Source organism: Pseudanabaena sp. lw0831 (assembly GCF_016584665.1).
Lineage (GTDB): Bacteria > Cyanobacteriota > Cyanobacteriia > Pseudanabaenales > Pseudanabaenaceae > Pseudanabaena.
In genome coordinates, this window is the sequence record NZ_BBJB01000016.1 from 134,343 (window position 1) to 159,978 (window position 25,636).

The 25,636-nt window shown below is 38.0% G+C and carries 25 protein-coding genes; 1 reads left to right on the forward strand and 24 read right to left on the reverse strand.

Annotated elements, in window-relative coordinates:
• Positions 1-153: 153 nt before the first annotated feature.
• The 22 genes from APA_RS03700 to rfbC (APA_RS03805) form a co-directional block, all read right to left on the reverse strand.
• Positions 154-906, reverse strand: coding sequence for an ABC transporter ATP-binding protein (locus APA_RS03700; protein WP_201320962.1), 753 nt, complete (start codon positions 904-906; stop codon positions 154-156).
• A 103-nt stretch (positions 907-1,009) separates the two neighbouring features.
• Positions 1,010-1,378, reverse strand: a complete 369-nt coding sequence (locus tag APA_RS03705) for an EamA family transporter (RefSeq protein ID WP_201320963.1) — start codon at positions 1,376-1,378, stop codon at positions 1,010-1,012.
• A gap of 71 nt (positions 1,379-1,449) precedes the next feature.
• Positions 1,450-2,253 carry an ABC transporter permease gene (locus APA_RS03710; protein WP_201320964.1) on the reverse strand — a complete coding sequence of 268 codons (804 nt, stop codon included), beginning with the start codon at positions 2,251-2,253 and terminating at the stop codon, positions 1,450-1,452.
• Positions 2,254-2,477: 224 nt separating this feature from the next.
• Positions 2,478-4,169 (reverse strand): glycosyltransferase, encoded by a 1,692-nt coding sequence (locus APA_RS03715; protein ID WP_201320965.1) that lies wholly within the window; start codon positions 4,167-4,169, stop codon positions 2,478-2,480.
• Positions 4,169-4,918 (reverse strand): cephalosporin hydroxylase family protein, encoded by a 750-nt coding sequence (locus tag APA_RS03720; protein WP_201320966.1) that lies wholly within the window; start codon positions 4,916-4,918, stop codon positions 4,169-4,171. The genes APA_RS03715 and APA_RS03720 overlap by 1 nt, the downstream gene beginning before the upstream one ends.
• Entirely contained in the window at positions 4,915-5,634 is a 720-nt protein-coding gene (locus tag APA_RS03725) for a WbqC family protein (RefSeq protein ID WP_201320967.1), read from the reverse strand. The genes APA_RS03720 and APA_RS03725 overlap by 4 nt, the downstream gene beginning before the upstream one ends.
• A 16-nt stretch (positions 5,635-5,650) precedes the next feature.
• Positions 5,651-6,166: a DapH/DapD/GlmU-related protein gene (locus APA_RS03730; RefSeq protein ID WP_201320968.1), complete on the reverse strand. Its 516-nt coding sequence runs from the start codon at positions 6,164-6,166 to the stop codon at positions 5,651-5,653.
• Between the two features lie 2 nt (positions 6,167-6,168).
• Positions 6,169-6,402, reverse strand: a complete 234-nt coding sequence (locus APA_RS03735; protein WP_201320969.1) for an acyl carrier protein — start codon at positions 6,400-6,402, stop codon at positions 6,169-6,171.
• 59 nt (positions 6,403-6,461) lie between these two features.
• Complete coding sequence (locus APA_RS03740; protein ID WP_201320970.1) at positions 6,462-8,171, reverse strand: HAD family hydrolase; 1,710 nt, start codon at positions 8,169-8,171, stop codon at positions 6,462-6,464.
• A gap of 101 nt (positions 8,172-8,272) precedes the next feature.
• Positions 8,273-9,466: an SDR family oxidoreductase gene (locus tag APA_RS03745; protein WP_201320971.1), complete on the reverse strand. Its 1,194-nt coding sequence runs from the start codon at positions 9,464-9,466 to the stop codon at positions 8,273-8,275.
• Positions 9,459-10,397, reverse strand: a complete 939-nt coding sequence (locus tag APA_RS03750; protein ID WP_201320972.1) for a bifunctional 2-polyprenyl-6-hydroxyphenol methylase/3-demethylubiquinol 3-O-methyltransferase UbiG — start codon at positions 10,395-10,397, stop codon at positions 9,459-9,461. The genes APA_RS03745 and APA_RS03750 overlap by 8 nt, the downstream gene beginning before the upstream one ends.
• A 65-nt stretch (positions 10,398-10,462) precedes the next feature.
• The gene (locus APA_RS03755) at positions 10,463-11,617 is read right to left on the reverse strand and encodes a class I SAM-dependent methyltransferase (protein WP_201320973.1); all 1,155 of its coding nucleotides are present in this window, start codon (positions 11,615-11,617) and stop codon (positions 10,463-10,465) included.
• A 54-nt stretch (positions 11,618-11,671) separates the two neighbouring features.
• On the reverse strand, positions 11,672-12,517 hold the full coding sequence (locus APA_RS03760; protein ID WP_201320974.1) for a phytanoyl-CoA dioxygenase family protein: 846 nt from the start codon (positions 12,515-12,517) through the stop codon (positions 11,672-11,674).
• Entirely contained in the window at positions 12,511-13,632 is a 1,122-nt protein-coding gene (locus APA_RS03765) for a DegT/DnrJ/EryC1/StrS family aminotransferase (RefSeq protein WP_201320975.1), read from the reverse strand. The genes APA_RS03760 and APA_RS03765 overlap by 7 nt, the downstream gene beginning before the upstream one ends.
• Positions 13,633-13,663: 31 nt before the next feature.
• Entirely contained in the window at positions 13,664-14,200 is a 537-nt protein-coding gene (gene rfbC, locus APA_RS03770) for a dTDP-4-dehydrorhamnose 3,5-epimerase (protein ID WP_201320976.1), read from the reverse strand.
• The gene (locus APA_RS03775; RefSeq protein WP_201320977.1) at positions 14,197-15,432 is read right to left on the reverse strand and encodes a class I SAM-dependent methyltransferase; all 1,236 of its coding nucleotides are present in this window, start codon (positions 15,430-15,432) and stop codon (positions 14,197-14,199) included. The genes rfbC (APA_RS03770) and APA_RS03775 overlap by 4 nt, the downstream gene beginning before the upstream one ends.
• Positions 15,433-15,472: 40 nt before the next feature.
• The gene (gene rfbG, locus APA_RS03780) at positions 15,473-16,540 is read right to left on the reverse strand and encodes a CDP-glucose 4,6-dehydratase (RefSeq protein ID WP_201320978.1); all 1,068 of its coding nucleotides are present in this window, start codon (positions 16,538-16,540) and stop codon (positions 15,473-15,475) included.
• Positions 16,540-17,307, reverse strand: a complete 768-nt coding sequence (rfbF, locus tag APA_RS03785) for a glucose-1-phosphate cytidylyltransferase (RefSeq protein ID WP_201320979.1) — start codon at positions 17,305-17,307, stop codon at positions 16,540-16,542. The genes rfbG and rfbF overlap by 1 nt, the downstream gene beginning before the upstream one ends.
• A gap of 160 nt (positions 17,308-17,467) precedes the next feature.
• Entirely contained in the window at positions 17,468-18,541 is a 1,074-nt protein-coding gene (locus APA_RS03790; RefSeq protein WP_201320980.1) for a glucose-1-phosphate thymidylyltransferase, read from the reverse strand.
• Between the two features lie 42 nt (positions 18,542-18,583).
• Positions 18,584-19,453 (reverse strand): dTDP-4-dehydrorhamnose reductase, encoded by an 870-nt coding sequence (gene rfbD / locus APA_RS03795; RefSeq protein ID WP_201320981.1) that lies wholly within the window; start codon positions 19,451-19,453, stop codon positions 18,584-18,586.
• Positions 19,450-20,469 (reverse strand): dTDP-glucose 4,6-dehydratase, encoded by a 1,020-nt coding sequence (gene rfbB / locus APA_RS03800; RefSeq protein WP_201320982.1) that lies wholly within the window; start codon positions 20,467-20,469, stop codon positions 19,450-19,452. Before rfbB ends, rfbD begins: the two co-directional genes overlap by 4 nt.
• Positions 20,466-21,011, reverse strand: a complete 546-nt coding sequence (gene rfbC, locus APA_RS03805; protein WP_201320983.1) for a dTDP-4-dehydrorhamnose 3,5-epimerase — start codon at positions 21,009-21,011, stop codon at positions 20,466-20,468. The genes rfbB and rfbC (APA_RS03805) overlap by 4 nt, the downstream gene beginning before the upstream one ends.
• A 183-nt stretch (positions 21,012-21,194) precedes the next feature.
• Between rfbC (APA_RS03805) and APA_RS03810 the strand changes: the two genes are divergently transcribed.
• Positions 21,195-22,121 (forward strand): glycosyltransferase family 2 protein, encoded by a 927-nt coding sequence (locus APA_RS03810; protein ID WP_201320984.1) that lies wholly within the window; start codon positions 21,195-21,197, stop codon positions 22,119-22,121.
• On the opposite strand, the gene uvrC is transcribed toward APA_RS03810, so the two are convergent.
• Positions 22,118-24,034: an excinuclease ABC subunit UvrC gene (uvrC, locus tag APA_RS03815; RefSeq protein WP_236579394.1), complete on the reverse strand. Its 1,917-nt coding sequence runs from the start codon at positions 24,032-24,034 to the stop codon at positions 22,118-22,120. The genes APA_RS03810 and uvrC overlap by 4 nt on opposite strands.
• Before the next feature lie 247 nt (positions 24,035-24,281).
• On the reverse strand, positions 24,282-25,364 hold the full coding sequence (gene aroC, locus APA_RS03820; protein ID WP_201320986.1) for a chorismate synthase: 1,083 nt from the start codon (positions 25,362-25,364) through the stop codon (positions 24,282-24,284).
• Between the last annotated feature and the right edge of the window lie 272 nt (positions 25,365-25,636).

Below are 25,636 nucleotides of genomic sequence, written 5' to 3' on the forward strand. Positions count from 1 at the left end.
AAATGTTTATGCAAGACATTAGATTAAATTACAAATACATCTTAATTTATCTGATTTATTCTAATGTTAATCGACCGAAGCTATTAAATTGATTTAGATAAGAAATTGATAGCTTGTATTCATCGCAATAATATGTTTGAAGCATAGTAATTATTAAACAATCAATTCAGAGTGGTTAACATTACTAAGATATGATTCAACTACTTTATTTGCGTCTCCAGTTAATTTTATTGTGCCTTTATTCATCCAAATTGCTTTTACACAAGATTCACGAATAAATTCCATGGAGTGAGACACTACTAAGATAGTCACATGAGAATCCCAAAATTTATCTAAACGCTTCTTGCATTTATTCTTGAAACTTTCATCTCCTACAGATAGAACTTCATCTAGTATTAAGATATCTGGCTGAACATCTGTAGCGATCGCAAATGCTAGGCGAGCTACCATACCTGATGAAAGTCCTTTCACAGGGACATTTTCGTATTCTTCTAACTCTGCAAACTCAAGTATCGATTTTGTTCTTTCTGTCATTTCTGCTCTAGAAAAGCCTAGAAGCACCCCGTACAAGAGAATATTTTGCTTGACTGAGATTTCTGCATCAAACCCAGCCCCTAATTCAATTAAAGGGGCGATATTGCCACGTACCCTAACCGTGCCAATTTTGGGTTCTAAAATCCCAGAAATTACTTTTAGTAGCGTGGATTTACCAGCGCCGTTACCACCAATAATCCCAATTTTCTCACCCTTCTCTACCACAAAGTCAATCTTATCAAGTACTAGCTTTCTTTCAGGATGACGATATTTACCTTCTAATACAGATAGTATAGTTTTCTTGAGATCGTAGGAAAACTCTTCTTGAGTTCTGCGCCACAAACTAACCTGTTCTAGCCGAATAACTTCCATCTATCGTAAATCCATGATTTTCGATTGTGAACCTTGAAAATGTAACGTGAAGATCATAATATCAAAGAATCTACTGTTTAAGAAATTTTTTGCAATTACAAAGCTATTTTTTCCAGACTACTAGTATTACTCCAAGCATAATAAAGCTCAAACCAAATAGACGGCTAAGAGGTATTGATTCCTTGAAGAAGAAGTATCCAAGCATTACAGAAAAAACATAGATTAATGAACCAGAAGGAGCAGCTATACTAAGATTAACTCTAGTAAGAAGGAGGATATAGGTCAAAGCCCCTAGCCCATAGAAAGCCAGTCCTCCAATTAATTCAGGTATTGTAATAATACTGAGGATATGACCAAAAGCGTTGCTAACACTAACTTTTCCTAATTTTATTGCACCTAATTTTAAGAAGAACTGCCCCCCCACACTCGCCAAAACTGACATGAGTAGCAAACTAAACTCTTGTGGTGTCAACGCTTTATATACTCTAAATGAATAACTGTACAAAATTTTAGTGCATCAACCTAGATTCAAATATTCCTTGCCTAGAGTAAATCCATAAACTGAGATCGAGATCGCTGAAAGTACAAGAAGCCAAATCCTGCAAAAATCATACCACTTAAGAGTGCGGTCAAGATCAGCGTAACATCTGGCAGATTGCCAGAGAGAGTTATTTGACGAAAGCTTTCAATAATTGGAGATAATGGATTTAAATTCACAAATGGCTGAACAGATTTCGGCACGATCTCGGCGGGATAAAATACAGGACTGCTAATCCAGAGCATAAAGACCAATAGTTCATAAAAATATGGCAAGTCCCTGTAAAAGACATACAAGGCGCTTACAAAAAATCCTACACCAATACAAAATAATACCAATGCAATGAATGGTAAAAATATAGCGAAGACATTAATCAAGCTTTTTGATTTGATTAATGCAACAATCGCTAGAAGAAGAAAAGGTCCCAGAACAAACTGAAAAATATTTGCGGCGATCATGGAAATCGGGAAAACGCTTACAGGTAAACGGATTTTATTTAGTAAGCTACCATTACCAACAACACTGACTAGAGCCTGTGATGTAGAGGAAGAAAAGAAATTGATTACTACTAACCCTGTAAAGGCAGCTAGGATATAGTTCCAAATTGACCCATAATACTGAGAGAATGTCTTGCCAAAAATGACTGAATATAATGCAGTCATGATTAAAGGGTTGAATAATGACCAATATATTCCCAGAAATGAGCCTCGATAACGAACATTGACGTTGCGGCTGACCAAAACATGAAGTATTTCCCAAAAATGTCTTAATTCAGGACTAACATATTTATTAACTAATGACAGATTCATTGACAGTCAAGACCTCATAATATTGATAAGATAGTTTAATGTATGCACTATGCTAATAGTGTTTTACCATTAATGTGTGTTTGTTGGCTCAGGATACTAGTTAACAATGCTCTTTAAGTTAAATATTGATATTACTTTCAGGTATTGATTTCAATTAAAACTGATGCCCTAAGTCTGTTCAAAATATTTGAAACGGTTATCAATTATTGTCAATCTAAATATTTTTATGAAAGTAACCACTTATCTTTCTTGATAAAGATAGTATTGATATATGTATCAGCATAAACCATGTACCCTTTACTTTCTAAAAACTGAATAATGTGTATGTCTTTCACCCCGTTACCAGTTTCGGAGAAAGAAATAGTTTCAACACAAATTATCAACGGAGAACTCTGTTCATAATTTATAGATTGTAAGATTTTCAGGTCAAGTCCCTCAACATCTAAAGATAAGAAATCTGGAAAAACTCCTTTGCAACAGTTCTGTATAACATTTGGAATCACGTCTACTTTAGTCTTTGAGATCGCGACTATTTGATGATTATTTTCTCGAGTGCAATTTTCTGCCTCTTCTTTAGAAAATGTATTTAACGTAGGAGTTGAGATAATGTAAAAATCTCTAGCTCCTTGCACATCGTCAATCCCAATATTTAAGTTAATATCTTCTGCCCGAGAGGATTTAAAACTTTCAAACAGCTGAGGATCAGGCTCTATGTTGATACCTCTACTACCATTTTGATAGAACAAGGCTGTATTGCTAAGATACTCTGGATGATAAGCTCCAATATCAATGTAGGATGGTATTTGGATTCCAATAGCATCAAAAATAAACCTAATAATTAAATCTTCACCTGATTGTGAGTAAGATATTTTAGAGTGGTTTTTTTCTTCTTTTATAGAACTTTCGTTGATTCCATGGGCAAGGTAATTCTTAGTTATTTCTCCTTTTTTAAGCTTTGCTTGGCGAATCTTTTTTACTACCCAAACCAAATTAGAATCAAGCATTATTAGAAGTTCTACAGTAAAGAATTTAAGCTTATTGAAAATGTTAATATCTTTATAATTTTTTTCATGCCAAAGAAATAGTCGAGAAGTTGTAATTAGAACTTTGCGTACAAGCTTAACTTTATCTTTTAAGCTAATAGTGCTTGTGAAAATTAAGCTGATTTGTTTCATGATATATGGACTGTATACAAGCATTCTATCTACTCTTGAATCGACAGCTTTAATAACATACTCCGTATTATCTACTCCAGCTATGTAGAGCGCTTTGTCCAGACTGTTTAAAACTTCCACTTGTCCGTTGAGCAAAATTTTAGTTAATATAGAGCAATCAGCAAAATCAAAGCAGAAATCATCATAATTCTGTTCATAATTCCGTATTAATGATTCTTTGAGATGTAACCCATAAAACATACTTGGTGCAGGAGAATCTAAAAATGCACTCACATTTTCCGCTCTTGAGTTATTTCTAGAGATGTTTGGTAAAACTATTTCCTCAGTCAGATTATTATTTCTATACAAAAGACTCATTTTTGGGAAAACAAGTGTCGTGTGGTCATCAAAATTGGCTAAACATACTTGAATGAATTCAGGCTCCCACTCATCATCATCAGCAGCCCACATAAAATATTTACCCATAGCTTGCTTAAGCACGAATAAAAAATTAGCCCCTGCCCCTTTATTCTCTATTTGCCTAAAGTAATGAATGCGAGCATCTTTTTTTTGAAATTCTTTAACTACTATTTCTACGTTGGGATCTGTAGAGCAGTTGTCGGACACAATAATCTCAAGATTTAGATGAGTTTGTTGAGTAATACATTCTAAAGTTCTTTTAAGACCATCGGGACGATTATATGTCGGAATACCAACACTAACTAAAGGCTGTTTTTTAAGTTCATCAATATTATTCGTCATTATTTCACTCTCTTTAAATACCCATCTGGTGCAACTGTAATCAAAAGTTTGTGCTCAATACTTTTGTCGATCTCAAACTCTGGATGAGACTTGAGGTATTCCCACACTGCTGTTTTAGGATTGTTGCCTACTCCCCAAGGGCGATCGCTAAACATTTCATTAGGCAAATCCTCGATCGCAGTATCAAATACCACACAGTAGCTACCTACTGATGTTAGCGGTGCATAAGCTTTTAGTTCGGCAAGTACATGCTCATGGGTGTGATTACTGTCCAAGAAGACTAAGATCTTTTTTTTGCCAACAGCTTTTACCTTGACTTGCTCAATAATTTCAGGTGCAATGCTAGACCCTTGAATCATAGAAATCCTCTTGAACATGGGATGCGCTTCAATGACATCTCGATTGTGAGCGCGAATATCAATATCTAATCCCAATACTTCAGCATCTTGGCAACCACCACAAATAGCATTAAGTTCTAATATCGAAGCTGAAAAGATTAGAGAGCCGCCATGAGCAATACCAGTTTCAACAATTAAATCAGGCTGCACTTTCCAGATTAACTCTTGCATTGCCAACATATCCTGTGGATACTGAATAATTGGACGACCTAACCAAGAAAAATTATAAGTATACTGATATGGTGCAGAATCCAGCATAAACTGAATAGCCGAATTCTTTGCTTTATCATCCTTGCCTAGACCTTCAATATTAATAGACTTAGATTGCTCAAATTGTTCGATAGGATTCATGCTAAAAATTCTTCCCAGTAAATTGTCGATGACTTAATATATTCTTTCCCTTGTTTACCGATATTAGCAATAAGATCTAGTATTGATACATGAGGGTTAAATGTAGCAAATTGCTGTGGATAAGGCAATTTGAGATAATTCATATACTCTACCCTAATACCGTTATTCTCGAAAAGAGAATGATCTAAATAATTTTTAGCTCCATGTCCAGTAATGTAATGAGTCCCATTTAAATATTTAACTATCTGATATACCCTCTCAGAATTACTACCTTCTATCCCCAGTTTAGAAGCAGTGTAAAAACTTTTATCTTTCGCAATATCAAAGTAATCAATACTAAGTTCTATACTTTTTATAGAGACTTCTGCAATAGTATGAAGATGGCAATCAAAAAGATTAGTTACTAAATCTAGCATTTCCTTAAGATAAGGTGCATTTTTATAAGATTGTTTAAGCAATTCTAGATGTTGGTTTTGCCAATCCCTTTGATTATCTATCTCTAATTCATTAATCAAAACACCTAGTTTTAAATTTTTTAGAGGAACTGTAAGCCAGTTAAATCCTCTTGATGAATTAGTTTTGATCTGTACACGATTAGTAAAACTACCTTTAGAAAACTGCACATCATCATAATTTACGTAAGCATCACATAAATTCACCTGCTCGAACATTCCGACCCAAGGGAAATACATTGGTTGAGATATAACAATCTTCATATTTAGATAAACTTATTTAGAACTTCCGCTTTCTAGCAGGATTACCCATAAGTTGTATGTTGCTGTCTATCCACCTGCCATATACTACAGAATTGGGCGCTACACTACAGTAATCTCCCAATTCTGTGCCTGGCATAATGATACTACCAGCACCTATCCATACACCTTTCCCGATTTTAACAGGTTGATACTTTAAGGAGGTTTCCGCAAGAGAACTTGTACTCCTATTTCCATATTGGGTCGTCAAAACTACATTAGGTCCAAAATGTGTAGCATCTCCAATCTCGACTCCGCCTTCTCCTAATATAGTACTGCCCATCCCTATAGCAACATCATCACCCAAAATCACCTTCATCCCGCGTCTAGAACCATAAATGTAGACACCAGATTGGAGAGTACACTTATGTCCAAATGAAATAGTGTCTATATACTTCAGAGTGACTGCCTTCTCCATAAGCACATCATAACGATAGGCAACTTTAAAATTATTGAGCCAAAGCCTAAATTGATGTTTAATGTTCTTCAACAACATAATTAAGAGTTTATCAATTCTGAAATGGCAATTTTGATTAGCTTGTAGTTTAATAAATCACCAATTTGTTCATCATCAAAAACAACTGTAAACTCCTCCTCCAATGCAACCACCAAATTCATATGATGCAAGGAGTCCCAAATTTCAATGGTATCTGGAGAAGCATCTTCAGAAATAGAATCAGCTTCAACCTCAAACACTGCCGCCATTACTTGTTTAATTCTTTTGTCAATCATATTTAACTCAATATTATACAGACTATTTAAAAATAAACTTAAAAACAAAAAACTCATTCTTATAGTGAATTTAATGATAAACGATATTCAGTCCTAGAATCACTAGCAGATAAAATGTCAAAGCCATTTTTTTCATAGAAGTTAGCTACTTGCATATTCTTAGAGGTTTTCGCATAATTTGCAAAGATATGATTTATACCTAATTCTTTTAGGTCATTAATAATAAAGTTAACAAAGTTAATTTCTATATTACGTCCCAATACTCTACAACTCAATAAGAATGTATCTATTTCTGCTTCGGTATGATTGATAGCGATAATTGCCAACCCTGTAAGACCATAATCTCCAAATTTGTCGCTCACTTCCATAACATAGATACGATGATCGCCGCCTTCTAATAAATCTTTGATTTCTGTTTCTGTATATCGTTTAGTTGTAAGATTAAATTGATTAGTCTTTTGAGTAAGTTGAGATGCTCTTGTTAGATGATCTGAATGATTAATATGAATTGATAGTTTAAGCTCTAGTGAACTTAAGTATTCATCTACTGATGCAAACTTTTTTCTTTCATTCTTTCGCCGAGCCTCATAATGATACATTTCTAGCCTTTTTTTATCTTCAGCGGTTTGAGATGGCTTAAAAAATAGAGAAGTTGTCTCTCGAAACAAAGAAGGATAAGTATAAATTAGCTTAGGAACTTGTAAAGTTGTAACTTCTGGCAAATTACTTTCCACACAGCTTATCTCAAATGACGAATCATCTACAAAAACTAAACTATCAGCACCAACATTTAAATCTTCAATTAATTCCTGTAAGTTTTTATCTTTGCTCTGCCAATTTATCTTTTTTGCAAAAATATCCCTTTCACTCAAAGTAAAATCAGATCTGGATTTCCATATCTCATCTAGATCTGATTCATTATTTTTACTGCATAAACAAACTATGACTCCATCTTTTGACAAATTTTTAATTAAATGATGTACCTCTTCAAAAAAAATACCATTTTTGTCATTAGTAGACAATGAAATCCCATTTAATCCATCTTCCCCAATAATACCTTTCCACAATGTATTATCACAATCTAAAACTAGTACTTTCTTACTTTTGCCATTAACGGAAAGAATAAGAGGAGATATAAATTGTGCATAACATTTAAAGAACTCTATACTATAGAGAGACTTAGAGGAATAGTAGTAACGAAAATCAACACTTCTTTCTATGGAAACTTGGGCAAATAGCTTGTCTATAGGTATCAAAAAAAAGTTGCTTGGAAGATTGCTACTAATATACTGGTTTAGTTCATTACAAATCTCATCAAACTGGTTTGCACGCAAAAAATGTTGATTAAATATTAATGTACTAAATTGATTGAAAATAACTAAAGGTGTTGTAGACAAGGAATAAAATACGAAATCAATTTCTTGCTTTACTTTTACAATCAGTGCTGCTATCTCCTCTGAAGTCATTGTTAATGATTTATATTGCAGACCATCTATTATGTTTGCTAATTCCCAAAATACAATTACCACATTAGAGTCGGCATAGGTTTCACTATTCTGAACAATATTATCGTAGTCTCCAAAATTGACTTTTGCATTAATTGCTTGACTTCTGATTACAAACTCTAAAATATCATTAAGCTGTGATGTAATTATGTTAGACAACACAGATATTGTGTACATTGGTGAATTTGACAAGCTTTCTCCGAGCACTTTGTTCTTGGATAATATTTCAGTGTATTTTAAATCCTTAAGCACCAGTGTTTTCATAAGTTCAAATAAATTCAAATCAAATTTAATATAAATTAAATCATTAAATATTGAACAAAATAATGACAATCAATAACCATGTCTTTATTTTAGGTAATACATCAAATCATTACTTGTCCTCCATTCACACGCAAAGTCTCTCCAGTCATAAAATCAGACTTGTCAGATGCAAGAAAAGCGATCGCGTGGGCAATATCTTCAGGATTTGCCAATCTCCGTAGAGGTGTTTTTGCTGCTGTAACCAACCTCACTTTCTCTGGTATATTAGCAATTAACTCAGTCTCCGTCATGCTTGGCGAAACAAAATTAACACGAATACCTCTTGATGCTAGTTCCACTGCTAGAGACTTACCAAAACCATATAAAGCAGCTTTTGCAGTGATATATGGTAGTAACTCTGGAGGAGGAGTGCTCTCAGTATATTGTGTTTCCAGAAATACTATCTTTCCATACTTAGCTTTCTCCATAATTGGAAAACAAAGATTTAATAGAAAAAAATTACTTTTAATATTAATATCAATTTGTTTCTGTATATCTTCCCAATCTAAATTCTCGATTTTAATATTGGGCAACTTAAGTGTGGCACAGTTAACAACTACTGTTAAAACGTCAAACTTGCGCTTAAAAAATTTGATTAGTTCTTTTACATCTTCTTCTTTAGTTACATCTGCTTTACAAGTCTCAGCCTTTACATTTAATTGCTGTAGTTGCTGTTTCAATTCTAATGCACCAGCATGATCACTAAAGTAATGGATTAAAACATCAAATCCCTCTTTTGCTAACATTAGTGAAGCAGCTTTTCCTATACCACCTGTAGCACCAACTACCAAAGCAACTTTGTTTTTGTTAGACGTAGAAACTTCTTGTTCTTGTGTTGGAACAATTTCTTCTATTATCTTTACTTTAGCAACACCAGTAGTTACTTTCTGTTTGTCTTGGTTGTATATATCAGTCTGGATTTCAATGGTTTGCAACTTATCATATTTTTTTATGACTTCGGCAGTAATAGTTAAATCATCACCAACACGCACAGGCATAAGGAATTCTAAACTTTGAGAGAACCATAATGCCCCATCTCCTGGAAGTCTTGTACCAATAATTGTAGAGATAAACGATGCACCCAACATCCCATGAACAACAGGTTTCTTAAATGTTGTTTTAGCTGCATAAGCCTTGTCTGTATGCAGCTTATTATCATCACCTGTAAGCTCTACAAATCTATCAATATCATCTTGAACAACCTTATGACTAATTTCAGCCCTATCTCCTATCTGAATCTGTTCAAATCTACTCATAGTTTTCACCCCTAGACACTAACGCACAATAGTTAATGGTAATTTTACGCTTGACTATTTCCTCCATCGGTAAAGACTCTACTGGACAAACTCTCTCATCCAAAATCTTTAATCCACAATTCCTAAACATTTTTCTTATTTCATCTACAGAATGGAAATGATAGATATGATCAATTGCAGGACAATTTACGCAGGTAGAGATAAATCCTTTGCCATTCTCTGCTAGTAAATTGTGGAATTGATTTAAAAGCTTATCAGGGAAACTCACATGTTCAATTACTTCACCCATTGTTATAAAGTCATATTTATGCTCAAGACTCAATGACAACATATCTTCATTGTAATAAGTTATATTTAATTTATTATTGGCATGTAATTCCTGCATAATCGACTTAGTGATTTCTATAGAAGTTGGGCTAATGTCTACAGCAATATACTTATTACAATCTTGGAGTGTGCTTACAGCTTGACTCAAAAACAGTCCGTGCCCAGGTCCTATCTCAAGATAGCTTGTTGTATCTTTACTATAATTTTTTAGAGCTGATTTTAAGCATGAAAACATTTCATAATGACTTTCCCATAGAAATTGTGATATTGCTAACCCAATCATGTATGACTTCATTTCTTGAGGATTGTTATATACATTATCAAATGTTTCTTTAGAGATCTCAACTGGATATTTCCCAGATCTCATAAAAGAGACTTGACACCTCATCATATCGTTACACATTTTTAAATATGCATTTACAGCATACTCAACAGGAATATTTTGACTGTCTAAATAGTTAGTATATTGCTGTGTAAACTCTTCTGCTTCATTAAAAAAAGAATTGGTTTGACTTCCCAAATAGCTCTCTAATTTCTTTTTTTGGAAAGGAGCTTTTTGATATATTAGGCTTAGTAATTTACTAAAATGCGAATAATTATTCATACCAAGTAGTTTAGAGCGATAGAGTTTTTACAACATTTCTACAAAATAAATATATAAACTTCTTTTTATAAAAAGAGTATAGAAGATACTGTCTCTTGCCATTTTGGAAATCCTGATACAACCTGTTGGGCAATCTTAGGATTTAGTCCTACATAAATGACTTTAATTTCTGTAGGCAATTCACTATTAGGAATAATTGACTTATTAAAAGTCGTTGTTCCATGTAAAAGAGGATTTTGATCGATAAAGCATTGAATATCATCTAGATTGTTAAGGCATGTGGCAATAAAGCTACCATAAACTCCAGCCCCGTATATCGCAGCTTTTTGTCCACTGACAGACTGCTCAAACTGGCAAATTTTATCTTGCAGCGTATTCCAGTAATTGGCTGTCTCTTGCGCGGCATTTACCACATTTGCTAAATCTATGGAGTTAATCTGGAATTCTAGAGATTTCTGTGAAACCTTCTTACCTATAGCAATGTAAGCCCCAAAATGCGAAGAAACATCAATTTCAACAGTTTCAAAACCTGCTTTTGCAAACAGATACCTCAAAGACGCATCACTATAATGATGTACATGGTCAGCAACTATAAAATCACCTGTATTCTCAAAGACGTTAGGCACAATACAATAAAAATGTCCACCATCCTTTAGCAAAGTATTAATATTACGCAGTTCCTTGACGGGATCTGGAGTATGTTCAAAGGCAAAGAATGAGGTAACTACATCAAATTTTTCATGCCACTCTTCTTTTGTTTGGTAAGAAGCATAATGATCCGATGGTAAAAACTGTTCCCACAGGTTGACATACATTTGACTTACATCGAATAAGTATGTCTCAACAGAGGGTTTCTGAAGACCTAGACGCTTCATTACTGTACCCTTAGCACAGCCATAGTCCAATACTTGCATCTCATCCTCAAAGTTAATCTTTGAGAGTAAAGTATTTACCTGATGCTCCTGTCTAAAGATTTTTTTGCCATCAACTACTTTATATAAAATGTCATCTTCATCGCTTTGATTAAAAAATTTATATTGTTTATCATAGTAAACATCAATGTTTTCAATTTCTTTAGTTTGAATATGTCCTATCTCTTCATTAAAATAGACAACCGTTTTTCCTTCATAGGTTTGACTTAATGATGTAACAGATAGACTACCTTGGGATTGGTAGATAGGTGTTTGCAACGGTTTTCCAGTTAATGCACAGATGGTCATAGTAGTTGATTTTAAGTTTAGATGATTAGAGATAACTTAGATAAAAATGTAACTTTAATCTATAACTAACTCAGGATGAATGTCTTTAAGTTGTGTGCCATTGGCGACACAGCCAGTCCAATTAATGCTAATTCCGCTAGGATCTTCAAAACTAAAGTACCTAAATTGCATACTCCAACGAGACCTTTCAGATATATTAACACCCGATGAATGTAAAGTAAGAAAATCCATTAACACCAAATCCCCAGGTTCTGAAAGTGGCGCGACAGTACCGTATTGAGCAATTAAAGATGCTTCATTTTCTAGACGCATCGCATATGCTCCTGTTTTCTCGAGATTGTCTGGATCTTTTAAATAAGATCGCCGCAATCCACCAAGATGAGATCTTGGACAGATCTTTACAGGTCCCATTCCAGAGGTTAGAGCGACTAAGGGACTCCAGAAAACTATGCCATCTATACTTCTCAACTGATCTCGATATTCATAATGCCACAAGGAGCGATATCTCTCTTCGTGTGGGTTGTCAATACGGATACCATATCCTGCGGCAGCGATCGCTGGAGTATCAGTATTTCGTAATTGCATAAATATTTGATCGTTTTTTTCTAAACTAATCAAACGCATAAAAGCAGGTATCTGTTTAATGGCATCATATACCTCACCTCCATATCTGCGATTAACGGAAATTAGCTTTTGATATCCATAGTCGAAGGTCTTAGGAGAAAATTCTTTAGCTTCAACCTCAATATGATATTTCTCAAAAAGAATTTTTAAGATTTTCCATATACCGTACTGTATAGGCTCTATTTCTAAACTACAGTCATAAAAGCCTTTGATTACAACGTAGCCATATTCTTTGAAATCTTTTACTTGTTCTTTTGTAAGTAAATTATTTAGCATCTAGATAGAATTTTTAATTTATTGGAAACGCACTCAATAACAAAAGATAGATCTTGATTGCTCAAATCGTTATAGCTAGGTAGATTAATCGAGCGTAATGGAATATTCCATGAGTTAATATTAACTTCTTTATCCTCAAACATCAATAAACTTGATAGAGGATGAAAGAATACTCTTGCATCTATATTTTCTGATTTAAAAAGAGATTGCAATTGTTCACGAGTAACACCAGTTTGTTTGTCAAATACTATTGTGGGCATCCATGCACCATTGATCATTCCTTCTGGTTCAGGGTTCATCGACACACCATCAAGACACTCGAGATGATCTTTATAGAATTTTAGGATTTCGCGCTTACGAGTAATTAGTTCATCAATTCGCTGCATTTGACCATAGCCGATCGCAGCTTGAATATTTGACATCTTATACTTAAAGCCGACCATATCTGCCCAAAACTGTTTAGTTTGTCCTCTAGCACGCCCATGATTAGAGAGTGTAAGTACAGTCTCATAAAGGTCAGCATCATTGGTGACAAACATTCCCCCTTCGCCAGTAGTAAGCGTTTTTGTACCATGAAAGGAAAAACTACCAAACTTACCCATACTGCCAGCTCGCTTACCATGATAGACAGAGCCGATCGCTTCAGCCGCATCCTCAATGATAGGAATGCCATACTTTTCACCAATCGCTAGCAACCGATTCATGTCACATAAATTGCCATATAAATGAACCGCTACAATTGCCTTAGTTCGTGGCGTAATTGCTGCCTCCGCTAAGTCAGGATCGATGCACCAACTATCGGGCAATATATCTACAAATATTGGCTTAGCACCCAAATGTACTATTGGAGCAGCCGTTGCAATCCAGTTAGTGTCAGCCATGATCACCTCATCGCCTTCACCAATTCCCACTGCTGACATTCCCATGTGCAAAGCACCTGTACAGCTTGAAGTTGCGATCGCATATTCCACACCTAAATGTGATTTAAAAGCTTCTTCAAAAAGATTTATGTATTCGTAACAGCGATCGCCCCAACCATTTCGAGCAGCATCGGTGGCATACTCGACTTCTAGCTCCGTGATAGATGGTTTAGTGTAATAAATGCGCGGTTTCACTTGTGTTTATTTGGTTGAGGATACATCTTAGCTATTTAAAGCTGTGCAATGGATAGCTTAGATCTTTTGCGGAAATTATCGGTTGATTCGTAACATGCCACTGAATGGCAAAGGCTGGATCATCCCACCTAATGCCTTTAGCTACATCTGAATGATAAAAATCAGACATTTGATAAAAGATCTCAGTATTATCTTCTAAAGTCATAAATCCATGTGCAAATCCTTCTGGAATATATAGCATCTTACGATTATCTGCACCTATCTCAATTGCAAACCATTGCTTAAAAGTAGATGAATCGTCACGAATATCAATGATTACATCATAGATTGAACCTTTAGTACATCTAACTAATTTTGCCTCTTCGTGGGGTTTTGCTTGATAGTGCATTCCGCGCAAAGTTCCTTTCTTAGTATTAAAAGAAATATTGCACTGCACTAAGTTAGGGTTTAAACCGCGATCTCTAAATTCCTGTTGACACCAAGATCGTGCAAAAAAACCGCGATTATCGGAGATTGGTTCAATTTCGATAACATAAGCTCCTTTGAGCTTAGTTTCTATAAACTTCATTCCAACACCTCTACCTCTGGGATTGGCATTATAAATTTGCCACCCCACTCACGAATATAGGATAGTTGTAAGCAAATCTCATCCTTGAGATTCCAAGGCAAGATGAGTACATAATCGGGTTTAGTCTCTGCAATCTTGTCAGGAGGGTAGATCGGAATGTGAGTTCCTGGCAAGAATAATCCTTGTTTATGAGGACTGCGATCGCAAGTATAGTCAAGTAAATCTGTGCGAATACCACAATAATTCAGCAGGGTATTGCCCTTAGCTGGAGCGCCATAACCAACAATAGTTTTACCATTGTTTTTGAGTTCAATTAGAAAGCTGAGTAACTTGCGTTTAGTGGACATTACTTGATTACTAAACTGAAGATAAGTATCAACTTTGTCTAATCCAGCTTGATGCTCTTTTTCTTTTAATAATCTAACGCGATCGTTAACTATAAATTTTTGATTGTGTTCATGTATGCCATATATACGCAGTGAACCACCATGAGTAGATAATTCTTCGACATCAAATAAAGTTAACCCATGACAAGCAAATATTTTTTCTACAGTGGTAAAAGACAAATAGGAAAAATGTTCGTGGTAAATAGTATCAAATTGATTTTGGTTAATTAACTGCCATAAATGTGGGAACTCCATGGTTAAGACTCCCTCAGGCTTCAAAATAATTTTCATTCCTGCCACAAAATCATTAATGTCAGGAACATGAGCTAAGACATTATTTCCTAGTAATAAATCAGATGATTTGCCAAGATTAAATAATTCTTGTGCAGTTTGCGCCCCAAAAAATTTAACTAGCGTAGGGATACCCTTAGACTCAGCAACTTGAGCAACATTGGCGGCTGGTTCGATCCCCAAAATAGGAATGTTTTGTTCTTTGAAAAACTGTAAAAGATAACCATCATTACTAGCTATTTCAATGACTAGACTAGATGTATTAAGATTAAATCTGTCAATCACCAGATCGGTGTACTTTTTAGCATGATTCAACCAGCTATCTGAATAGGAAGAAAAATAAGCATAATCACTAAAAATATGATCAGGAGATTCAAATTCTTCTAACTGTACTAATAGACATTGTTCACAGACATAAGTATGAAGAGGATAAAACTTCTCTGCTTTGTTTAACTGGTCTAATTTTAAATAGGAGTTAGATAAAGGCGACATACCTAAATCGACAAATGTATGTTTTAAACTGGTTTTACAAAATCGACATTTTCCTTGGGGCATAACTATTTAATATTTCTTGAAATTTGGATTTTCTCTAAAGTTATTTAAGGCTAAATTGATTAATTTGATGAGCAGTAATATCTCTCATATTTGCTCCAGACTGCAAAGATTTTGTCCAGTCAATGACCCAAGCTAAGGCAGTTTTTACCTCTAACTTTGGTTGCCATTTTAATTGACTATGCGCTTTAGAGCAATCTAATTTTAAATAGTGAGCCTCATGGGGTTGTAATGAAGTTTCCTGAACCCAATCTGCTTCTTTACCCCACAGATTTGCCATCTGCTCAACAATCCAGCCAACGGTCTGAGCATCAGATTCATTAGGACCAAAATTCCAAGCACCTGCGTAACCTACGCCATCATTATATAAATGCTCTGCTAAGGTAAGGTAGCCAGATAAAGGTTCAAGCACATGTTGCCAAGGACGAACCGCATGGGGGTAGCGGATAATTACTTTCTGTCCAGTCTGCCAAGCCTTGAGAATATCAGGAATCAAGCGATCGCTTGACCAATCACCACCACCAATGACATTACCTGCGCGAGCGGTGGCAATGCCAACTCCATGTTGTGCATAATCTTGAGGATGGAAGAAAGAATTACGATAGGCAGATGTTACCAGTTCAGAGCAGCCTTTACTGCTGCTGTAAGGGTCATAACCTCCTAGAGCCTCATTCTCACGATATCCCCAAACCCATTCCCGATTTTCATAACATTTGTCCGAAGTTACGTTAACTAGGGCTTTTACACCTCCCACTTGGCGAACTGCTTCCAGCACATTTACTGTACCAATAACATTAACAGCATAGGTCTCAGCAGGATTTTTGTAAGATTCACGTACTAAAGCTTGGGCTGCCATATGAATTACAATTTCAGGCTGATGTTTTTTTACTGTTTTTACAAGATGATCTAAATCTCGAATATCACCAACTATCGAAGTAATGCGATCGCTGACCTGAGCTAAATCAAATAAACAAGGCTGTGTATGGGGTGACAAACTATAGCCAACGACCTTAGCTCCTAAAATTTGTAGCCAAATTGATAGCCAACTACCTTTAAAGCCAGTATGCCCCGTCACTAAAACTCTTTTATCTTGCCAAAACTCTAAAGTCATCACCATACTTTCCAAGGAGCGCTAGCAGTTTCCCATAGGCTTTCCAAATAATTTTTATCTCTAAGAGTATCCATTGCTTGCCAAAAACCATAATGATTAAAAGCAGACAATTCCTGTTTATAGGCAATCTTTGGTAAAGTCTCTGACTCCCAACTGGTCTGATCGCCTTCTAATAAATCAAATACTTCTGGTTCCAAAACAAAATAACCTCCATTAATCCATCCACCATCCCCTTGAGGTTTCTCTTGAAAATTTAAGACCAAGCCTTGCGCTATATTAATATTTCCATAGCGTCCAGGAGGTTGGACTGCTGTAACAGTAGCTAGATGTTTCTGCTTATGATGAAAAGAAATTAATTCTTTGATGTTGACATTACTTACTCCATCACCATAGGTAAAACAGAAGGTGTCACTACCTACATAGTTTTTCACTCTTTGGAGCCTTCCCCCCGTTTGAGTGATTTCACCTGTATCCACTAAGGTCACACGCCAAGGTTCTGCTTTTTTTTGATGCACTTCCATTTGATTGGACTGCATGTCAAAAGTAATATCAGACATGTGTAAAAAATAATTAGCGAAATATTCCTTAATTACATATCCTTTATAGCCACAACAAATAATGAAATCATTGATTTCATAGGCTGAATAAGTTTTCATGATGTGCCATAAAATGGGCTTGCCACCAATCTCCACCATTGGCTTTGGTTTGAGGTGGGTTTCTTCGCTTAACCGAGTCCCTAAACCGCCAGCTAAAATTACAGCTTTCATTTAGATTTTTACCAAATTTTTGCTAATTACAAACTCTACAGTGCTTCCATTTGTTGGTCTAACATATGGCATTTCATTACTAACAGCAAGTAATCTCTCCAAAACATTAGTTAGGAGTGAGTCTACAAAAGTCGCTCTCCTAAATTGATCTATGTATTTTCTATGTGATTTCTAGTTGGGAGTCATCGCCCACAAGAAACCTCAGAGCCTGTGGACGCTTAGGGGAAACTTTCATCGACACTCTTTGTCCGATCACACTATCGACGATGCGTTGATGGATACCTGTGATTTTGGTATCACTAAGGATAACGCTATGTTCAATATCGGTTTCGATGATCGTAACGCGATCGCTAATACTGGTATAGGGACCAATGTAAGCATTTTCAAGATGGCAATTTTCGCCAATAATGACTGGTCCGCGAATTTTGCAACCAATAACTTGAGAGCCGATACCAATTGCTACGCGCCCACTAATACTACTGTCACTATCGATCTCTCCCAGATTCTGAGATTTTAATCTGGCATCAAGAACAATTTGATTAGCGGCAAGAATATCATCTTTTTTGCCTGTATCTAACCACCAGCCCTCTAGCTCGGATGCTGATACATTTTTGTGAGTATCAATTAGTTGTTGGATCGCATCAGTGATTTCTAGCTCACCTCTAGCCGATGGGGAGATTTGGGCGATCGCCTCATGAATTGTCTTTTTAAAGAAGTACACCCCAACTAAAGCCAGATTTGATTCAGGCTGTTTTGGTTTTTCGACTAATTTGATCACTTTACCATCAGTATCAACAGTTGCCACGCCAAAAGCACTAGGATCAGCGACTTGGCGTAATAAAATCAACGCATCTAGCTGCTTTTGGTTGAAATTGGTCAAAAATGTGTCTAATTGCGATTCGATCAGGTTGTCACCAAGAAACATAATGAAAGAGTCGTCACCAAGAAATAGCTGGGAGATCTTGACAGCATGGGCTAAACCTGCGGGTTTATCTTGAAGAATATAGGTAATATTTGCACCGAAGCGATCGCCATTACCTGTTTTGCTTTTTACTTCATCGCCAGTTTCGGGACTGATAACAATACCGATATCGTTTATGCCAACGGCGACAATACTTTCGATACAGTACCAAAGGATTGGTTTATTGGCAACGGGTACTAACTGCTTTGCACCTGTATAGGTCAGTGGGCGTAATCTTGTACCTTTGCCACCAGAGAGAATTAGAGCTTTCATATTTTTGAATAGTAAATGCTAGATAAAAATCACTAAGTGTTCTTATCTAGCTTGAATATAGGCTGCAAGAGCTTCTTGCCAAGGACGCATATGAAAATCAGTAATTTTGGGCAACTGATTACTAATTAATGCTGAGTTCATCGGTCTGGTAGCTTTAGTAGGAAAATCCGAGGCAGGAATAGCTTCAATGGGATAATGAATACTAGCAAGACGAAGCGCCGCACTAGCAAATTCATGCCACGAACAACTCCCTGAATTAGCGCCATGAATGACCGATGTTGCGCCTTCTTGCAAAAGTACATCAAGCAATCTGGCCGCATCATAGGTATAGGTTGGCGACATAAATATGTCATTAACTACCTTGATTTGATCGCTAGCCTTGGCTTTTTTAATCATTGTTTCGACGAAATTACCACCCTTACCGCTTGCCCCCGCTTTCCCAAAGACACTGGAGATTCGCAAAATTAGCGATCGCTCAAGGGTTTGTTGGACTAGGTATTCCCCCGTAAGCTTGGATGTGCCGTAGATATTAATTGGGTTAGGAATATCGGACTCTGTGTAAGGAGGTTGGCGATCGCCACGAAACACATAATCGGTACTGATGTACACACACACAGCGCCAATATCACGACAGGTTCGCGCCACATTTAACGCGCCGATCGCATTGACATCAAAAGCTGTATCCACTTCTTGCTCACAGTCATCGACACGCACATAGGCAGCACTATTGATCACCACATCAAATTTCTGGCTGGTTAAGACTTGATCAACAATGTCAGACTGTCTAATGTCAATATCGGATCGAGTTAAGGCGGTGAGTTGATAGCGATCGCATTGTGAAAAATGACTAGTAATATCCGAGCCTAATTGTCCATTTGCGCCAATTAAGGCAACTCTTAGAGGTTGACTCATCGGGCATACCACTGGTTGTAATGTTCTTGGAATACTTTCTTATCTTTGACTGCTTGCCACCAGTCAGAGTTTTGTTTGTACCAAGCTACAGTATGTGCCATACCGCGTTGAAAGTCCCATTGACGTTGCCAACCTAATGCTTCAGTTGCACTAGGATCGACGGAATAGCGGTAGTCATGTCCAGGACGATCGCTGACAGATTGCATTAAGGATTCGGGGCGATCGAGCAGCCCTAAAATAGTTTTGGCAACCTCGATCCCATTGACTTCCATACGCGCACCAAGGTTATAAGCTCTACCACTTGTACCTGCGTGCAGCACAGTATCAATGCCTGAGCAATGATCTTCAACATAGAGATAATCACGGACGGCGGAACCATCACCATAAATAGGTAAGGATTTTGACTCTAGGGCATTGGTGATGAAGAGAGGAATAATTTTTTCAGGATATTGATACAGCCCGTAAGTATTCGATCCACGGGTAATTAACACATCTAAACCATAGCTAATACCATATGAGAAGACTAAATGCTCCGCTCCTGCTTTGGAGGCAGCATATGGACTACGAGGGGATAGGGTATCTGACTCTAGAGAATGGCGATCGCTACCGACTAAATCTCCGTAGACTTCATCGGTGGAAACATGGAGAAAGCGTTTGATTTGATGTTTTCTTGCCGCTTCCAATAATAGTAATGTGCCTTCGATATTGGTTCGGATGAATGGTAGTGGATCTCTCAGGCTGCGATCGACATGGCTTTCGGCAGCAAAATTGAGAATTGCATCGACACCCTTTACGGCTTTGTCCACATCTTCAGGATTAGCAATATCGCCTTGGACGAAAGTAATGCGATCGCTAATATCCTTGAGATTATCTAAATTGCCTGCATACGTAAGCTTATCTAAGACCACAATCTCCCAACTGGAATGATGGGTGAGGGCGTAATGTACATAATTAGAGCCGATAAAACCCGCCCCACCTGTAACAAGTACCTTTTGAAATTTTTCTACTCGACTCATGCAAACAACTCAGTTTCTTTTAGTAATTTACCAACAGCATCTTTAGCAGACAAAACTGGGGGGTGATCCAGTTGCCATGAGATCGCCAATTCAGGATCGCTCCACAATAAACAGCGCTCCTCACTAGGAGCATAGTAATCTGTAGTTTTGTAGGAAACCTCGGCAATTTCAGACAATACAACAAAGCCGTGAGCAAATCCTGCGGGAATCCATAGTTGCTGATAGTTTTCTGCACTAAGAATATAACTTACCGATTTACCAAAAGTTGGAGAACTTTGTCGTAAATCTACAGCGACATCTTGAATTATTCCTGCTAAAGCTCTGACTAATTTGCCTTGCGGCTTGCCAATTTGATAATGTAATCCTCGCAATACATTTTTTTGAGATCGTGAATGATTGTCTTGGACAAAGGTGAGATCTAAACCTGTTTTTTCGACAAAAACCTGGTGGTTGTAAGACTCATAAAAAAAGCCGCGCTGATCACCAAACACCCTAGGTGTAATTAGTAAAATATCAGGAATTGCTGTGATTTCAACTTTCATGCAAATATTGCGAGACATCAACCCCAAAATTATGTCTTAAAATCACCCATTTACTGCACTACTCTCTTCCCGCCGAAATAATAGACGTTGTAAAGTTAAGAACTAGTTCTTAACTAGGAAAGGATTAAGCCCAAAGACACTTAGGGTTATAATCCTTTTTGCGATCGCAATAGGAGAAACACAGTGTCGGAAATGTTGTGGTCAGTGGTTGTACCAACTTATAACCGTCTACCGATTTTACAAAAATGCCTTGCTGCATTAGAAAAACAGACCGTAACCCAGCCATACGAAATTTTGGTTGTTGATGATGGCTCATCGGATGGCACGGTTGAGTTTTTGACAGCTAATAGCGATCGCTATCCACACCTGCGACTGTTAACGCAAGACCATGCGGCTGCGGCTACTGCCCGCAACTATGGCATTGATGCTGCACTTGGTAAATACATTGCCTTTGTCGATAGTGATATCACGGTTAATCCTGAATATCTTCAAGCTCATACTGAAACCCTTGCCCAAGGCGAAAAAGTTTATAGTTATGGACGGATCATAGATACTAGTAATCTTGAATCTCCTGACTCTGAGGCTGTCTCAGCGATACCATATTTTACCGCTGCTATTTTCGATACTTGTAATTTAGCGATCGCCCGTAAATGGTTATTGGAAGCAGGAAAATTTGATACTGGGTTCTTCCAATATGGTTGGGAAGATTTTGAGCTAGGAATGCGGGTTAAAAAATTAGGCTTAAAACGTTTGACCTGTGCGGGGGCGATCGCCTTCCATTACCATGCTAAGTTTTCGATCGACAAAATGCCTCGGTTACTCGATCTCGAAGAACAACGCGGTCGAATGAGCATTATTTTTTATCAAAAACATCCCACTTTAGAAGTCAAGTTAATGATCCAAAAAACTTGGCTGCATTTAGCTCTTTGGGGAATTCTCACTCTTGGAGGGACGCTCAACGATCGCACGCTCAAGCCTTTATTAACATGGCTATGCGATCGGGGTAAATCGGAAGTTGCGATGGAAATCTTTCGGATTTATATGAATTGGTACACGGTAATTTGGATGTATCGCAATTGGGATAAAGAAAGCAAGTTAATGTTCCGTTAATCATTATTGCTGGCGTGATGGAAATGATCGTAAATATGTTGTGCTAACTTCTTGCCGATACCGTCGGTTTCGGCGATCTGTTCGACTGTTGCTTGGCGGATATAATCAACGGAATGAAATTTTTCCAGCAGAATCTTTTGCCGATGATGCCCTAGACCAGTGATTTGATCGAGGTGCGATCGCTGCATTCTTTGACTGCGTTTTTTGCGATGAAACGTAATTGCAAAACGATGGGCCTCATCGCGCAAACGGCGCAATACTTGTACTCCTGCTCGTTCTGGATCGCCACCAATTAATGGATCAGACTGTTCTGGCAAAAAGATTTCCTCGCGTTTTTTTGCAAGGCTAATTACCGTCAGGCGATCTCGTAAACCCAACTTATCAATAATCTTCATTACCGACGAAAGTTGTCCTTTCCCACCATCGATCATTATTAAGTCAGGGAAATCACCCTCACTCATACTCCCCTCTCCCAAAGGGGGAGAGGGGCTGGGGGTGAGGGATTCCATTTCAAAAGCCGAATACTTCCTAAACCTTCTTGCAATCACTTCTGCGAGACTGGCAAAGTCATCAGAATGACCAGTCTGAATGTCTGGATTACGGATTTTGTAATGTCGATAATGTTGTTTCGCGGGAATACCGTCGATAAAGACAACTTGACTCGCCACGGCATCGGAGCCTTGGATGTGAGAGATATCATATCCTTCGATCCGATGTGGCAAACTCTCAAGATTGAGAATTTCGGCTAAGTCTTCCAATCCTTGTAAATTACGATCGCTTTGTTTTTGAATCCGCGCTAATTCATACTGAGCATTGCGTTCCACCATTTCGATTAGTTCGGCTTTGAGTTGTCTTTGTGGTGTTGCGATCGCCACTTTGCGCCCTTTGCGATCGCTGAGCCATGCTTGCAAAATCTCCACTTCAGGAAGTTCCAATTGGGTATGTACCTCATTGGGGATTTCGACAGGATCGCAGTTTTGATAATGCGCTTCTAAAGTGCGTTGCAAAATCGCCTCAGGTACATCGCTTTGACTATCGGCAACAAAGGCTAATCGTCCGACAAGTCGCCCTGCTCGAATCTGGAATAGCTGAATGCAGGTATGTTGCTCATCCTGTGCCATGGCGATCGCATCGCGAGAAACGGTATCATCGGGCAGAGATACCTTTTGATTGGTTCCTAGATTTTGCAAAACTTGAATGCGATCACGGAGATCGGCAGCCTTCTCAAATTCTAAAGCCTCTGCCGCAGATTCCATTTTCTCGGTAAAAGTCTCAATCAACTCACTGGATCTACCTTGAAAAATCATGGCAACTCGCAGCATGATTTTGCGATATTCTTCTGGTGAAATTAGCTCCTGACATACCCCCGGACATAAGCCCATGTCATAGTTTAGACAAGGTCGATCCTTAAACATTGGTATTGGTCTTTGACGCAGTGGAAAGGCGCGTTTAATAATTCCCAAAGTTCGTTTGAGATTGAAGACATCCACGTATGGTCCATAATACTTATCCTTAGTTCCACCCATCTTCCGTTTGCGGGTAATAAAAATGCGCGGATAGTCCTCTGACCAAGTAATGCAGACGTAGGGATATTTTTTGTCGTCTTTGAGAAGGACGTTGTAATAGGGTTGATATTGCTTAATTAGATTCGCTTCGAGGGCGAGGGCTTCAGCTTCGGAGTCGGTGACGATAAACTCGATTTCATGGACTAGCTGCACCATCATCGCGATGCGAGGTGACAAATCTTGACTACTGCGAAAATACGATCGCACGCGATTGCGTAGAGCCTTAGATTTGCCGATATAAATCACACCATCATGGCGATCGCGCATAAAATAAACTCCCGCTTCTAGAGGTATTTCTTTTAAACGCGCCTGTAATTTTTCGGAATCTTGCAGTAATTGCTCAGTCATCATCCAATTATACCCAAAGGCTGTTTCGCCCGCTATGCGGGCGAAACTAGCCGCGCAGCCAGAAGCCCTGCACTCAAGTGCAGGCTAAGAGCTAAAACCCGTTTCAACGGGTTGCGAAAACCAGCATCGCAAACTTGCACTCAAAGCTAGGCTTGAGTGTCAAACCATTTCAGCGGGTTACTTAGAAGTCTTTTTTAGTCTGCTTCAGCAGACTTGAGCTTTTAGCCAAGAACTTGAGTTCTTGGATTTAAATACTTACTGTTTTTTGGCTGAGATAGCGATCGCACAACACCAAAGCCACCATTGCCTCCACCATTGGCACGGCGCGAGGTAATACACAAGGGTCATGGCGACCTCGACCTGTGAGTGTGGTATCTTCACCCGTGACTGATACCGTCTTCTGCTCTAGCAAAATTGTCGCAGTGGGCTTAAAAGCAACTCGTAAAATGATATTTTCGCCGTTGGAAATGCCGCCTTGAATGCCGCCAGAATTATTAGTACGAGTGCGGATGCGATCGCCTTCCATGTAGAACTCATCGTTATGCTCACGACCAGTTAAGCGAACACCATCAAATCCTGAACCAATCTCAAATCCCTTACTGGCTGGCAAAGACATCACTGCTTTGGCTAGATCCGCTTCCAATTTGTCAAATACAGGATCGCCCAAACCAACAGGTACATTTCGCGCCACACATTCGATGATGCCGCCGACGGAGTTGCCATCGCGACGGATTTTGTCGATGAAGTCGATCATTTTTTCCGCCATTTCAGGATTGGGACAGCGCAAAATGTTACTTTCCACTTGTTCCATTGTGACTGTATTCGGATCGATATCAGGCGCAACCATGTCTTTAACCTGTTTTACATAGGCAATGATTTCGACACCTGCGGCTTGTTTGAGGATTTTTTTAGCGATCGCACCTGCGGCAACCCGTCCGATCGTTTCCCTCGCCGAAGATCTACCGCCGCCTTGCCAATTACGAATGCCATATTTTGCTTGATAGGTGGCATCAGCATGGGATGGGCGGAACTTTTCAGCCATTTCGGAATAGTCTTGGCTACGAGCATCTTTGTTCTGCACCAAAATCATGATCGGTGTGCCGAGGGTTTTCCCTGCAAATACGCCTGACAAGATCTGAGCGCGATCATCTTCGCGGCGTGGGGTGACGATTTTGCTTTGTCCTGGTTTACGGCGATCGAGGTCAATTTGAATATCGGCTTCGCTCAGTTCTAGTTGTGGTGGGCATCCATCGATGATCGCTCCCACGCCCCCACCGTGAGATTCCCCAAAAGTCGTGACGCGAAATAAAGCCCCGAATGTACTGCCCATGTTTAAATTTTGAATCCTAAAAAATACTAAAAATTAATGATGACCTAAGTTTGACCATTAAGTACCTCAGCATAATTAAATATAAAACCCCAAGAATCTGTACCGCCCGCTTAGCGGGCGGTACAGATTCTGGTTCTGGATTTTTAATTATGCTGAGGTACTTACTTAATTTTAACGTTAGTTCGACGAAGCCGAAAACATATGACTGCGATCGCTTCATATCGCTGCTCATTTTTTGCTTAACAAATAGTAGAAATTGCTGAATAAAAATC

Bases quoted from the DNA above. Each gene is read 5' to 3' on its own strand.
- APA_RS03700 (WP_201320962.1), bottom strand. From the start codon at position 906: ATGGAAGTTATTCGGCTAGAACAGGTTAGTTTGTGGCGCAGAACTCAA.
- APA_RS03710 (WP_201320964.1), bottom strand. From the start codon at position 2,253: ATGAATCTGTCATTAGTTAATAAATATGTTAGTCCTGAATTAAGACAT.
- APA_RS03715 (WP_201320965.1), bottom strand. From the start codon at position 4,169: ATGACGAATAATATTGATGAACTTAAAAAACAGCCTTTAGTTAGTGTT.
- APA_RS03720 (WP_201320966.1), bottom strand. From the start codon at position 4,918: ATGAATCCTATCGAACAATTTGAGCAATCTAAGTCTATTAATATTGAA.
- APA_RS03725 (WP_201320967.1), bottom strand. From the start codon at position 5,634: ATGAAGATTGTTATATCTCAACCAATGTATTTCCCTTGGGTCGGAATG.
- APA_RS03730 (WP_201320968.1), bottom strand. From the start codon at position 6,166: ATGTTGTTGAAGAACATTAAACATCAATTTAGGCTTTGGCTCAATAAT.
- APA_RS03735 (WP_201320969.1), bottom strand. From the start codon at position 6,402: ATGATTGACAAAAGAATTAAACAAGTAATGGCGGCAGTGTTTGAGGTT.
- APA_RS03740 (WP_201320970.1), bottom strand. From the start codon at position 8,171: ATGAAAACACTGGTGCTTAAGGATTTAAAATACACTGAAATATTATCC.
- APA_RS03745 (WP_201320971.1), bottom strand. From the start codon at position 9,466: ATGAGTAGATTTGAACAGATTCAGATAGGAGATAGGGCTGAAATTAGT.
- APA_RS03750 (WP_201320972.1), bottom strand. From the start codon at position 10,397: ATGAATAATTATTCGCATTTTAGTAAATTACTAAGCCTAATATATCAA.
- APA_RS03755 (WP_201320973.1), bottom strand. From the start codon at position 11,617: ATGACCATCTGTGCATTAACTGGAAAACCGTTGCAAACACCTATCTAC.
- APA_RS03760 (WP_201320974.1), bottom strand. From the start codon at position 12,517: ATGCTAAATAATTTACTTACAAAAGAACAAGTAAAAGATTTCAAAGAA.
- rfbC (WP_201320976.1), bottom strand. From the start codon at position 14,200: ATGAAGTTTATAGAAACTAAGCTCAAAGGAGCTTATGTTATCGAAATT.
- APA_RS03775 (WP_201320977.1), bottom strand. From the start codon at position 15,432: ATGCCCCAAGGAAAATGTCGATTTTGTAAAACCAGTTTAAAACATACA.
- rfbG (WP_201320978.1), bottom strand. From the start codon at position 16,540: ATGACTTTAGAGTTTTGGCAAGATAAAAGAGTTTTAGTGACGGGGCAT.
- rfbF (WP_201320979.1), bottom strand. From the start codon at position 17,307: ATGAAAGCTGTAATTTTAGCTGGCGGTTTAGGGACTCGGTTAAGCGAA.
- APA_RS03790 (WP_201320980.1), bottom strand. From the start codon at position 18,541: ATGAAAGCTCTAATTCTCTCTGGTGGCAAAGGTACAAGATTACGCCCA.
- rfbD (WP_201320981.1), bottom strand. From the start codon at position 19,453: ATGAGTCAACCTCTAAGAGTTGCCTTAATTGGCGCAAATGGACAATTA.
- rfbB (WP_201320982.1), bottom strand. From the start codon at position 20,469: ATGAGTCGAGTAGAAAAATTTCAAAAGGTACTTGTTACAGGTGGGGCG.
- rfbC (WP_201320983.1), bottom strand. From the start codon at position 21,011: ATGAAAGTTGAAATCACAGCAATTCCTGATATTTTACTAATTACACCT.
- uvrC (WP_236579394.1), bottom strand. From the start codon at position 24,034: ATGACTGAGCAATTACTGCAAGATTCCGAAAAATTACAGGCGCGTTTA.
- aroC (WP_201320986.1), bottom strand. From the start codon at position 25,364: ATGGGCAGTACATTCGGGGCTTTATTTCGCGTCACGACTTTTGGGGAA.